Raw genomic sequence first — 11,962 nt, forward strand, 5'->3', positions numbered from 1 at the left:
TGGCGAGTAACCGGGAGTGCCAAGACACCTAGAAACGCCTACGAGAAGCGAATGCGGAGAGCTACGTCATGAATATCGGTGTCCTATCCGAGGCGCAGCCCACTGAGACGCGTGTGTCGGCGACGCCGGCGACGGTCGCTGCGTTGATCCAGCTCGGCTACGACGTCGTAGTGGATGCCGGCGCCGGGGAGGCGTCGTCCTTCACCGACCCGGCCTACGTCGAAGCCGGCGCAACCATCGGCGACGCCCGCGCCGCCGACATCGTCTTCGGGGTCAACGCTCCCTCGACCGAGCAGCTGGACGCGATGAAGCCGGGTGCGACACTGATCAGCCTGCTGGCGCCGGCACTGAACCCGGATCGGGTGGAGGATCTGGCCCGCCGGCCGATCACGGCGCTGTCGATGGACGCGGTGCCCCGGATCTCGCGGGCGCAATCCCTGGATGTGCTGAGCTCGATGGCCAACATCGCCGGCTACCGGGCCGTGATCGAGGCCGCTCATGTCTTCGGCCGCTTCTTCACCGGTCAGGTGACCGCCGCCGGCAAGGTGCCACCGGCCAAGGTGCTGGTGGTCGGCGCCGGGGTGGCCGGTCTGGCCGCGATCGGCGCGGCCGGCAGCCTGGGGGCGATCGTGCGCGCCACCGACCCGCGGCCCGAGGTCGCCGATCAAGTCCGCTCCCTCGGTGGCGAGTACCTGTCGATCGAGTCCGATGAGGCCGAGGTCTCGGCGACCGGTTACGCCAAGGAGATGGGCGACGACTACAAGGCCCGCGAGGCGGCGCTCTATGCCGAGCAGTGCAAAGACGTCGACATCATCATCACCACCGCGCTCATTCCCGGTAAGCCCGCGCCCCGGATCATCACCGCCGAAATGGTGGCGTCGATGAAAGCCGGCAGCGTGATCGTGGACATGGCCGCGGCCAACGGCGGCAACGTCGAAGGCACCGTCAAGGACCAGGCCGTGGTCACCGACAACGGGGTAACGATCATCGGCTACACCGACCTCGCCGGTCGGCTGCCCGCGCAGGCCTCGCAGCTCTACGGCACCAACCTGGTCAACCTGATGAAGCTGATGACACCGGGCAAGGACGGCCAGCTGGTGCTGGACTTCGACGACGTGGTGCAGCGGTCGATGACGGTGGTGCGCGACGGTGAGTCGACGTGGCCCCCGCCGCCGGTGCAGGTCTCGGCCGCGCCGGCCAAGGCCACTGAAGCAGCCCCGGTGGCCGCGCCGTCGCCGAAGGCGCCGATGCCGCCCGCGCGGCGGCTGGGACTGGTGGTCTGCGCGGCGGCGGTGTTGTTCGTGCTGGTGGCGCTGGCCCCCGCGGCGCTGCAGGTACACCTGACGGTGTTCGCGCTGGCGATTGTGATCGGCTACTACGTGATCGGGCATGTGCACCACGCGCTGCACACACCGCTGATGTCGGTGACCAATGCCATCTCGGGGATCATCGTGGTCGGAGCACTGCTGCAGATCGGTCACGACGACCCGGCGATCACGGCGGTGGCGACCGCGGCGATCCTGCTGGCCAGCATCAACATCTTCGGTGGCTTCGCGGTGACCCGCCGCATGCTGGCCATGTTCTCCCGCAGCTAGAGCCTGCCCAAGACGCCCCAATAGTTGGAGTAGAACCCGCTTATGTTCTCTGTTGACACCGCCGCCTCTGCGGCATACATCGTCGCGGCGCTGTTGTTCATCCTGGCGCTGGCCGGGCTGAGTAAGCACGAAACGTCCAAGGCCGGCAACAGCTTCGGCATCGTCGGCATGGCGGTGGCGCTGGCCGCGACGATCACGCTGGCCGTGCACCACGGCATCGGGACGGTCGGCCTGGGACTGCTGATCGGGGCCACCGTGGTCGGCGCGGCGATCGGGCTGTGGCGGGCGAAGGTGGTCGAGATGACCGGCATGCCCGAGTTGATCGCACTGCTGCACTCCTTCGTCGGTTTGGCCGCCGTGCTGGTCGGCTGGAACGGTTATCTGCACGTCGAGCACCGTCCGCTCGGTGCCGCAGCCAGCGAACTGGACGCCGGGGGGCTGTTGGGCATCCACTCCGCCGAGGTGTTCATCGGGGTGTTCATCGGTGCGGTCACCTTCACCGGTTCGATCGTGGCCAACCTCAAGCTCTCGGCACGGATGAAATCCAACCCGCTGATGCTGCCCGGCAAGAACTTCCTCAATGTCGGCGCCCTGGTCGCGTTCTTCGCACTGACGGTGTGGTTCGTACGTGATCCGCAGCTGTGGCTTTTGATCGTGGTCACCGTGCTGGCGTTGGCGCTGGGCTGGCACCTGGTGGCCTCCATCGGCGGTGGGGACATGCCGGTGGTGGTCTCGATGCTCAACAGCTACTCCGGTTGGGCCGCGGCGGCCTCAGGCTTCCTGCTCTCCAACGACCTGCTGATCATCACCGGCGCGCTGGTCGGCTCCTCGGGTGCCTACCTGTCCTACATCATGTGCAAGGCGATGAACCGGTCATTCATCTCGGTGATCGCCGGCGGCTTCGGGATCGAGGCCGGCCCGTCCGACGACAAGGACTACGGCGAGCATCGCGAGATCACCGCCGAAGGGGTGGCCGAGCTGCTGTCCGGCGCCGACTCGGTGATCATCACGCCGGGCTACGGCATGGCCGTCGCGCAGGCCCAGTACGGCGTCGCCGACCTCACCCGCAAACTGCGCGAGCGCGGGATCAACGTGCGCTTCGGCATCCACCCTGTCGCCGGCCGGCTGCCCGGGCACATGAACGTGCTGCTGGCCGAGGCCAAGGTGCCCTACGACATCGTGCTGGAGATGGACGAGATCAACGAGGACTTCGACGACACCTCCGTCGTCCTGGTGATCGGCGCCAACGACACCGTCAACCCGGCCGCCGCCGAAGACCCGTCCAGCCCGATCGCGGGGATGCCGGTGCTGACCGTGTGGGAGGCCGACAACGTGATCGTCTTCAAGCGCTCGATGGCATCCGGTTACGCCGGCGTGCAGAACCCGCTGTTCTTCCGGCAGAACTCGGCCATGCTGTTCGGCGACGCCAAGGACCGGGTCGAGGACATCCTGCACGCGCTGTAGGACCTGCTGCCGGCCGCCGCCAGCACCGTAAGCTAGCTGCTCGTGAGTATCCCCAATGTGCTGGCCGCCCGTTACGCCAGCACCGCGATGACCGACATCTGGTCGCCGCGGGCCAAGGTCGTCGCCGAACGCCGGCTGTGGCTGGCGGTGCTGCGCGCCCAATCCGAACTGGGCGTGCGGGTACCCGAACAGGCGATCGCCGATTATGAGGCCGTCCTCGAAGACGTCGACCTGGCCTCGATCGCCGCCCGCGAGCGGGTGACCCGCCACGACGTGAAAGCCCGCATCGAGGAGTTCAATGCGCTGGCCGGCCACGAGCACGTGCACAAGGGGATGACCAGTCGCGACCTGACCGAGAACGTCGAGCAGCTGCAGATCCGGCAGTCGCTGGAGTTGGTGTTCAGCCACGGGCTGGCGGTGGTGGCCCGGCTGGTCCACCACGCGGTGGCCTACCGCGACCTGGTGATGGCCGGGCGCAGCCACAACGTCGCCGCGCAGGCCACCACGCTGGGTAAGCGGTTCGCCTCGGCGGCCGAGGAGACGCTGATGGCGCTGACCCGGGTGCGCGAGCTGATCGACCGCTACCCGCTGCGCGGCATCAAAGGTCCGATGGGCACCGCCCAGGACATGCTGGACCTGTTCGACGGCGACACCGCCAAACTCGCGCATTTGGAGCGCTCTGTCGCAGAATTCCTGGGGTTCTCCGCGGTGCTGACCAGTGTCGGGCAGGTTTATCCCCGCTCGCTGGACCACGACGTGGTCTCCGCCCTGGTGCAACTGGGCGCCGGGCCGTCATCGCTGGCCCACACCATCCGCCTGATGGCCGGCCATGAATTGGTCACTGAGGGTTTCGCGCCCGGCCAGGTGGGTTCCTCGGCGATGCCGCACAAGATGAACACCCGCAGTTGTGAGCGGGTCAATGGCCTGCAGGTGGTGCTGCGCGGTTACGCGTCGATGGCCGCCGAGCTGGCCGGGGCGCAGTGGAACGAGGGCGACGTGTTCTGTTCGGTGGTGCGCCGGGTTGCGCTGCCCGACGCGTTCTTCGCCATCGACGGGCAGACCGAGACGTTCCTCACCGTGCTCGACGAATTCGGCGCCTACCCGGCGGTGATCACCCGCGAACTGGACCGCTACCTGCCGTTCCTGGCCACCACCAAGGTGCTGATCGCCGCGGTGCGCGCCGGGATGGGGCGCGAAGCGGCCCATGAGGTGATCAAAGAACACGCGGTGGCCGTCGCTCTGGCGATGCGGGAACGCGGCGCCGAACCCGACCTGCTGGACCGGTTGGCCGCCGACGAGCGGCTGCCGCTGGACCGTACAGCACTAAAGGCAGCGGTCGCCGACCGGCAGGCGTTCACCGGCGCAGCCGCCGACCAGGTCGACCAAGTCGCCGCCGCGGTGACCGAACTGGCCGACCGGTATCCCGAGGCGGCCGGCTACACCCCGGGCGCGATTCTCTAACCGGCCATGAGCGTGACGCGATGGCCGGCACCGGACGCCTTCGCGGTAGTGATGGCGACCGGCATCCTGTCGATCGGCGCGCGCGACCACCACTACCCTTGGCTCTCGGACATTTTGGGCGTGCTGACGACCATCGCGCTGGTGATGCTGACGGTGGCCGCGGTGCGCGCCGTTCCCCGCTGGGATCTTCGCGACCCTGACGTGACGCTGCGGCTGTTCACCTTCGTCGCCGCGTGCGCGGTACTGGACTCCCGACTGGTCGCCCACCCGGTGGTGGTGCGTGGCCTGGGCCTGCTGGCGCTGACGGCCTGGCTGGCACTGGTGGCCCTGACGTGCCGCAACATGGCTTCGTCCGGCCTGCTCGAGCTGCGTGCCCGCGCCCACGGTGCCTGGGAACTGGCCGGCGTCGGCACGTCGGGGCTGGCGATCGTCGCCGCGCAGGTCGCCCGCCATACCGGTGCTCGCGGCTGGGCGGGGCTGGCGGTGGTGGTGTGGCTGCTGGCGATCGCGGTCTACGCCGTGATGACCTGGCTGATCCTGCGGCGCACCGTGCATGAGCGCAAGGACCGCGACGGCTTCGAGCCCGATGACTGGATCCTGATGGGGGCGTTGGCTATTGCCACCCTGGCCGGCCACACGATCTACCGCGGGGCCGCGGATTGGCTGGCAGGTCCGGTGCGTGCCGTCACCATCGCGACCTGGGCGGTGGCCAGCCTATGGATCCCGCCGCTGGTCTACTTCGTGCTGCACCGGGTCAACCGGCGTCCGGCGGTCCTGCAACTCACCGGCGCGTGGTGGGCGCTGATCTTCCCATTGGGGATGTACTCGGTGGCCACCGGTGCGATCGCCGCGGAGCTGCAGGCGCCCGCCCTGCAGACCGTGTCGCTGGTGTTCTTCTGGAACGCGCTGACGGCCTGGGTGATCGTGGCGGTCGCCGGGCTGCTGCGGTTCCGGCGCGACTGCTCCCGCGCCGCGCCGGCTATGGCGCAGGGGCGCGCCGAGATCGCCGGGCCAGACCCGCGGAGTGCAGCTCCAGGGCGGCCAGGCCGGCGATCACGGCGCGGTCGGCGTGCCGCCACGCACCGACCGGATCGGGACTGACCGCGGTGAGCTTGCCCAGCGGCCGGTTGCTCAGCGCGCGCAGTGCGAGCAGTTGCTCACCGGCCGGGGTGGCGGCCAGCGTCAACACCGCCCGCTTGCGCAGAAAGAACCGCAGCCGCAGCGCCAGCCACGGCATCGCCACCGCCAGGATCGGCGGTGCCGCGACCGCGATCGCCAGCAGGTAGGCCAACCAGCCGGCGGTGGTGTTCAGGTTGTGGCCGGCGCCGGCGATGTCGACGGCCGCCTCACCGGCTGCGGTCAGCGGCTTGCTCACCGCGTCGCCCACCAGCGGAATGCGATCCGCGCTGTGCCCGGCCGAGGCCAGACTCTCGGCCACGCCATTGGCGCCCCGCTCGAACTGCCGCCCGACCCCGGCGATGGTGGCTACCGCCCCGTGCACCGCAAGGGCGACCAGAACCCACAGAAAGGTCCACACCGCGACGACGGCGTCGCTGAACAGTTGGGCCAACAGGCGGCCGGGGGAGGTGGCGTAGGGCAGCAACCGTGAAGTCATGGATCCGATCCCAACACACCCGAACGGTCTCCTGCCCCTGGTTTCGACGGTGGGGGTCCGCTGCGCGCCCGGCTCCGCCGCGCTCGCGACCGCCGCTAAGCTGGCCTGATGTCGCGTCCCGCGCTCTCCGATTACCAGCACCTGGCCAGCGGCAAAGTCCGCGAACTGTATCGGATCGACGACAAGCACCTGTTGTTCGTCGCCACCGACCGGATCTCGGCGTTCGACTACATCCTGGACAGTCAGATCCCCGACAAGGGCCGGATCCTCACCGCGATGAGTGTCTTCTTCTTCGACCTCGTCAACGCCCCCAACCACCTGGCCGGCCCGCCCGACGACCCGCGCATCCCCGATGAGGTGCTGGGCCGGGCATTGGTGGTGCGCCAGCTGCAGATGATGCCGATCGAGTGCGTGGCACGCGGCTACCTGACCGGCTCGGGCCTGCTGGACTATCAGCGCAGCGGCTCGGTCTGCGGCATTCCGCTGCCGCCCGGCCTAGTGGAGGCCAGCAAATTCGCCAATCCGCTGTTCACCCCGGCCACCAAGGCAGAGATCGGCGAGCACGACGAGAACATTGCGTTCGCGCAGGTGATCGACCTGGTGGGGCCGGTGCGGGCCGGCCAGCTTCGCGATCGCACCCTGCAGACCTACGTTCAGGCGGCCGACCACGCCCTGACCAAGGGAATCATCATCGCCGACACCAAGTTCGAGTTCGGGGTGGACGAACACGACAATCTGGTGCTGGCCGACGAGGTGTTCACCCCCGACTCGTCGCGGTACTGGCCGGCCGATCACTATCAGGCCGGGGTGGTGCAGGAAAGCTTCGACAAGCAGTTCGTGCGCAACTGGCTCACCGGCCCGGAATCCGGCTGGGATCGGGCCGGCACCGAGCCGCCCCCGCCGCTCCCGGATGACATCATTGCCGCCACCCGTGCCCGTTATGTGGAGGCCTACGAACGCATCTCAGGCCTGTCCTTCGATAACTGGGTCGGCCCCGGGGTATGACCGACGTCTCACGAGCGCTGCCGGATCCCCCTTCGGCCAAGCGAGTGGAAACCACTCGCGCCCACCACGGGGACGTCTTCATCGACCCCTACGAATGGCTGCGAGACAAGTCCGACCCCGCGGTGGTCGCCCATTTGGAGGCTGAGAACGCTTACACCGACGCCGCGACAGCGCACCTGGAACCGTTGCGGCAGAGTATTTTCGACGAGATCAAGGCCCGCACCAAGGAGACCGACCTGTCGGTGCCGGCCCGGCGCGGCGACTGGTGGTACTACGGACGCACCTTCGAGGGAAAGCAGTACGGCGTCCAGTGCCGGTGTCCCGTCGGTTCTGACGACGACTGGGTCCCGCCCCGACTCGATGGGGCCACCGAGATCCCCGGCGAGCAGGTGCTGCTGGACCAGAACGCCGAGGCGCAGGGTCACGACTTCTTCTCGCTCGGCGCCGCCGGCGTCAGCCCGGACGGCAATATCCTGGCTTACTCCGTCGACGTCATCGGCGATGAGCGGTACACGCTGCGGTTCAAGGACTTATCCACCGGCGAACTGCTCCCCGACGAGATCGCCGGGATCGGCGCCGGGGTGACCTGGGCGACCGACAACCGCACCGTCTACTACGTCACGGTCGACGCGGCCTGGCGCCCGGACACCGTGTGGCGGTACCGGATCGGCGCCGACCGGCCCGCCGAGCAGGTCTACCACGAGGACGACGAACGGTTCTGGCTGTCGGTGGGGCGCACCCGCAGCGACGCCTACGTGCTGATCGCGGCCGGGTCGTCGATCACCTCCGAGGTGCGCTACGCCGACGCGGCCGATCCGCAGGCGGAGTTCACCGTGGTGCTGCCGCGCCGCGAAGGCGTCGAATACTCGGTGGAGCACGCGATTCTCGACGGCCGGGACCGGTTTCTCATCCTGCACAACGACGGTGCGGTCAACTTCACCTTGGTGCAGGCGCCGGTGGAGGACCCGACCGCGCAGCAGACCCTGATCGCCGGGCGTGATGACGTACGTCTTGATGTGGTGGATGCCTTCGCGCACCATCTCGTCGTCGGCTACCGAGCCGAGGGGCTGCCGCGCCTTCAATTGTGGCCGATCAGTGGCGACGGTGATTATCTACCGCCGCAGGAGATCACGTTCGACACCGAGCTGACCTCCTCGGGCCTGGCGGCCAACCCGAACTGGGATTGCCCGAAACTGCGGGTGGGCGCGACGTCGTTCATCACCCCGGTCCGTATCTACGACATCGACCTCGCGAGCGGTGAACGCACCCTGCTGCGAGAGCAGCCGGTGCTCGGTGGGTACCGGAGCGGAGACTATGTCGAATACCGGGACTGGGCCTATGCCGAGGACGGCACCCGGGTCCCGGTGTCGGTCGTGCACAGGGCCGGAATCGAACTACCGGCTCCCACGCTGCTCTACGGTTACGGCGCCTATGAGATGTGCGAGGACCCGCAGTTCTCGATCGCCCGGCTGTCGCTGCTGGACCGAGGCATGGTGTTCGCCGTTGCACACGTCCGCGGCGGCGGCGAGCTGGGCCGGTTGTGGTACGAACACGGCAAGTTGCTGGAGAAGAAGAACAGCTTCACCGACTTCGTCGCCGTGGCGCGCCACCTGGGCGAGGCCGGGATCTGCAAGCCGGCCCACCTGGTGGCGATGGGCGGCAGCGCGGGCGGGCTGTTGATGGGCGCGGTGACCAACCTGGCGCCGGAACTGTTCGCCGGCGTGGTCGCGCAGGTTCCGTTCGTCGACCCGCTGACCACGATCCTGGACCCGTCGCTGCCGCTGACCGTCACCGAGTGGGACGAGTGGGGAAACCCGTTGGACGACAAGGACGTCTACTTCTACATGAAGTCCTATTCGCCCTATGAGAACATCACCGGCCGGGCGTACCCGCCGATCCTGGCGATGACCTCACTGCACGACACCCGGGTGTACTACGTCGAGCCGGCGAAGTGGGTTGCGGCGCTGCGGCATAGCAAGACCGACGCCAACCAGGTACTGCTGAAAACCCAGATGAACGCCGGCCACGGCGGCATTTCCGGGCGATATGAGCGCTGGAAGGAGATCGCGTTCCAATACGCCTGGCTGCTGGCGACGGCCGGCTGCGACCTTCCCGGGAAACACTGATCGGGCGAACCGTTCGCCGCCGCCGGCACCTTCGCCGCGGTGGCGACCATGGGCCGCGACCCCGGCGCCGTCAGCGGGTAACCTCGCGGCCATGAGCCTCGCTGAAATCCCCCTGACCACCCTCAACGGCCAGTCCACATCGCTGGCAGACTTTGCCGACCGCGCGGTCCTGGTCGTCAACGTCGCCTCCAAATGTGGACTGACCCCGCAGTACGGCGCCCTGGAGAAGCTCGCCCGGGATTACGCCGAGCGCGGGCTGACCGTGCTCGGGGTGCCCTGCAACCAGTTCATGGGCCAAGAACCCGGAACCCCCGAGGAGATCCAGACCTTCTGCTCGACCGCCTACGGGGTCACGTTTCCGCTACTGGCCAAGACCGACGTCAACGGTGATGACCGGCACCCGCTGTATGCCGAGCTGACCAAGACCGCCGACGCCGACGGCTCCGCCGGCGACGTGCAGTGGAACTTCGAGAAGTTTCTGCTCGCCCCCGGGTCGACGGTGGTCAACCGCTTCCGGCCCACCACGGTCCCGGACGCCCCCGAGGTGATCGCCGCCATCGAGGCCGTCCTGCCGAACTAATGCGTACCCGCTCGGAGCGCTTCCCGAGTATCAGGGCGTTGGCGCTGGCTTACCGGTTCCGCGAGAGCCTGTTTCTCCTGCCGCTGCTGATCGTGTTCGGCGGCATGCTGTTGGCCATCCTCTCCCGGGCGGTGGACCGGCGCGTCGGGCCGTCGCCCCGATTCCTGCTGAAGATGGACAGCGGGGTGGCCACCACGTTGCTCAGCACGATCGCCGGCGCGACGATCACCACCGCGGGGGTCATCTTCTCGCTGACCATCGTGAGCCTGCAGCTGGCGAGTTCGCAGCTGTCGCCGCGAGTGATGCGCTGGTTCATCCGGGACCGGCTCAGCCAGGTGGTGATCGGCCTGCTGGTCGCGACGTTCGTGTACTGCGTGCTGAGCCTGCCGGATCTGGACGGATCCTCGCCGGTCCCCGCGCCGCCGGTGACGGTGACGGTGGCGGTGGTGCTGACGATCGTCACGGTCATCACCATCATCGCCCACGTCGACCATCTGGCTCACCGGCTCGAAGTCGGTCAGGTGGTGCGGGAGATCGCCGCGGAGGGCTCGATGGTGATCGACACCGTGGTGGCCGCCGCAGTCGACGAGCAACCGGCCCCCGACACCGACATGGACGCTCCGCCGGAGGCGCTGCGGCTGACCTCGCCGGGCAACGGCTGGATCAGCCGGGTGGACAGTCAGCGGCTGTTGGCCGCCATCCCGCCCAACACCAAGATCCGGTTGGACACGCGCGTTGGCGCCTACATCCACCTGGGTCAGCCGCTGGTCACGATCTGGCCGCCGCCGGCGCACCCGGACCGGGTGCGGCACAAGCTGACCCGGGCGATCGCCGTCAGCGGCAGCCGCACCATGCAGGAGGACATCGACTTCGCGTTCCGTCAGCTCGTCGATATCGGCCTGCGCGCGCTGAGCTCGGCGATCAACGACCCCACCACCGCGGTGGAGGCCACGCTGCGCGTCGGCAGCCTACTGCGCCGCCTGCTGGTGGTGCCCCTGCCGTTGGTGGCGGTGGCCGGCTCGGAGGGGCGGATACTGCTGCGACCGTGGGGCCTTAACGCCAAGGAGTACATCGCGCACGGCTTCGATCAACTCCGTCACGTCGCACCGTCTCAGCCCCTGGTGGCGGCGACGATCCTGCGGGTGGTGCGGATGTTGGTCGTCCACGTCGAGGAACAGGGCCGGCCCGAACACATTCCCGCGCTGCGTGAGCAGGCCGACCTGTTGATGGAATCCCTCACCAAGGCCCCGGACCTGCATCCGCGCGACCTGGCCCGACTGCGGGCGATCGCCGCCAACAGCACCGACCCGGCCAACCACAGCCGTCGCCGCCGGATGACCCCGTAGCCAGCCGGTGTCTTCCTCGATGTCACCGGCCGGTCACCTGCACCGGCAACACTGGGGCTATGACCGGACAGCTGATCGTCTCCATCTCGGGGATCGGCGAACGCACCTGCGCCGACGCCGAGGCGTTCTGCGCGCAACTGGACGCCCGCGTGGTCCCGGTGTCGCTGCTGGTGGCGCCGCGGCTGGGGGCGGACTACCGGCTGGACCGCGACCCGAGCACCGTCGACTGGCTGGTGCATCGACGGGCCGACGGTGCCGCCATCGTCCTGCACGGATTCGACGAGGCCGCCACCAAGAAACGCCGCGGCGAGTTCGCCACCCTGCCCGCCCATGAGGCCAACCTGCGGCTGCTCGGGGCGGACCGCGTGCTGGAGCATCTGGGTTTGCGCACCCGGTTGTTCGCCGCGCCCGGCTGGACGGTGTCGCCGGGAACAGTGCGGGTGTTGCCGGGCAACGGATTCCGTCTGCTCGCCGGTCTGCACACGGTGACCGATCTGGTGACGGACCGCACCGTGCGGGCCCGGGTGGTCGGCGTGGGGGCGGGCTTTCTGGCCGCGCCCTGGTGGTGTCGGATGGTGGTGGCGACCAGCGAACGCATCGCACGCCGCGGCGGTGTGGTGCGGCTGTCGGTGAGCGCTCGCCAGTTGAGCGAACCGGGCGTGGTGGCGGCCATGCTGGACGCGGTGGACGCGGCGCTGGGCCACGGCTGCAGACCGGAACGCTACCGATGGCCGGTCGCGGCCGACGTGGCCTCCGGGCTGAGCGCTTGA

The 11,962-nt window shown here is 68.7% G+C and carries 9 protein-coding genes and 1 pseudogene; 9 read left to right on the forward strand and 1 reads right to left on the reverse strand.

Annotated elements, in window-relative coordinates; genetic code table 11:
* Positions 1-68 precede the first annotated feature (68 nt).
* The 4 genes and pseudogenes from G6N23_RS02400 to G6N23_RS02415 form a co-directional block, all read left to right on the forward strand.
* Positions 69-1,595 (forward strand): Re/Si-specific NAD(P)(+) transhydrogenase subunit alpha, encoded by a 1,527-nt coding sequence (locus tag G6N23_RS02400; protein ID WP_085261594.1) that lies wholly within the window; start codon positions 69-71, stop codon positions 1,593-1,595.
* A gap of 42 nt (positions 1,596-1,637) precedes the next feature.
* A complete protein-coding gene (pntB, locus tag G6N23_RS02405) occupies positions 1,638-3,059 on the forward strand; it encodes a Re/Si-specific NAD(P)(+) transhydrogenase subunit beta (RefSeq protein ID WP_085261595.1) in 1,422 nt (473 codons plus the stop codon).
* A 42-nt stretch (positions 3,060-3,101) separates the two neighbouring features.
* Positions 3,102-4,520: an adenylosuccinate lyase gene (purB, locus tag G6N23_RS02410; RefSeq protein WP_085261596.1), complete on the forward strand. Its 1,419-nt coding sequence runs from the start codon at positions 3,102-3,104 to the stop codon at positions 4,518-4,520.
* A gap of 6 nt (positions 4,521-4,526) precedes the next feature.
* Positions 4,527-5,477: pseudogene (locus G6N23_RS02415) on the forward strand (tellurite resistance/C4-dicarboxylate transporter family protein); the annotation flags it as partial.
* 22 nt (positions 5,478-5,499) lie between these two features.
* On the opposite strand, the gene G6N23_RS21805 reads toward G6N23_RS02415, so the two are convergent.
* A complete protein-coding gene (locus tag G6N23_RS21805; protein ID WP_095174025.1) occupies positions 5,500-6,135 on the reverse strand; it encodes a hypothetical protein in 636 nt (211 codons plus the stop codon).
* Between the two features lie 108 nt (positions 6,136-6,243).
* On the opposite strand from G6N23_RS21805, the gene G6N23_RS02425 reads away from it, so the two are divergent.
* From G6N23_RS02425 to G6N23_RS02445, 5 genes are all read left to right on the forward strand, one after another.
* The gene (locus tag G6N23_RS02425; RefSeq protein ID WP_085261598.1) at positions 6,244-7,140 is read left to right on the forward strand and encodes a phosphoribosylaminoimidazolesuccinocarboxamide synthase; all 897 of its coding nucleotides are present in this window, start codon (positions 6,244-6,246) and stop codon (positions 7,138-7,140) included.
* On the forward strand, positions 7,137-9,266 hold the full coding sequence (locus G6N23_RS02430; protein WP_085261599.1) for a S9 family peptidase: 2,130 nt from the start codon (positions 7,137-7,139) through the stop codon (positions 9,264-9,266). Before G6N23_RS02425 ends, G6N23_RS02430 begins: the two co-directional genes overlap by 4 nt.
* 91 nt (positions 9,267-9,357) lie before the next feature.
* Positions 9,358-9,846, forward strand: a complete 489-nt coding sequence (locus G6N23_RS02435; protein ID WP_085261600.1) for a glutathione peroxidase — start codon at positions 9,358-9,360, stop codon at positions 9,844-9,846.
* Positions 9,846-11,192, forward strand: a complete 1,347-nt coding sequence (locus tag G6N23_RS02440) for a DUF2254 domain-containing protein (RefSeq protein WP_085261601.1) — start codon at positions 9,846-9,848, stop codon at positions 11,190-11,192. The genes G6N23_RS02435 and G6N23_RS02440 overlap by 1 nt, the downstream gene beginning before the upstream one ends.
* A 59-nt stretch (positions 11,193-11,251) precedes the next feature.
* Positions 11,252-11,962, forward strand: coding sequence for a DUF2334 domain-containing protein (locus G6N23_RS02445; RefSeq protein WP_085261602.1), 711 nt, complete (start codon positions 11,252-11,254; stop codon positions 11,960-11,962).

The organism is Mycolicibacter terrae, from assembly GCF_010727125.1.
Classification (GTDB): domain Bacteria; phylum Actinomycetota; class Actinomycetes; order Mycobacteriales; family Mycobacteriaceae; genus Mycobacterium; species Mycobacterium terrae.

Excerpts from the sequence above, each read along its gene's own strand:
- G6N23_RS02430 (WP_085261599.1), top strand. The coding sequence starts at position 7,137 with ATGACCGACGTCTCACGAGCGCTGCCGGATCCCCCTTCGGCCAAGCGA.
- G6N23_RS02440 (WP_085261601.1), top strand. The coding sequence starts at position 9,846 with ATGCGTACCCGCTCGGAGCGCTTCCCGAGTATCAGGGCGTTGGCGCTG.
- G6N23_RS02400 (WP_085261594.1), top strand. The coding sequence starts at position 69 with ATGAATATCGGTGTCCTATCCGAGGCGCAGCCCACTGAGACGCGTGTG.
- G6N23_RS21805 (WP_095174025.1), bottom strand. The coding sequence starts at position 6,135 with ATGACTTCACGGTTGCTGCCCTACGCCACCTCCCCCGGCCGCCTGTTG.
- G6N23_RS02445 (WP_085261602.1), top strand. The coding sequence starts at position 11,252 with ATGACCGGACAGCTGATCGTCTCCATCTCGGGGATCGGCGAACGCACC.
- G6N23_RS02425 (WP_085261598.1), top strand. The coding sequence starts at position 6,244 with ATGTCGCGTCCCGCGCTCTCCGATTACCAGCACCTGGCCAGCGGCAAA.
- pntB (WP_085261595.1), top strand. The coding sequence starts at position 1,638 with ATGTTCTCTGTTGACACCGCCGCCTCTGCGGCATACATCGTCGCGGCG.
- G6N23_RS02435 (WP_085261600.1), top strand. The coding sequence starts at position 9,358 with ATGAGCCTCGCTGAAATCCCCCTGACCACCCTCAACGGCCAGTCCACA.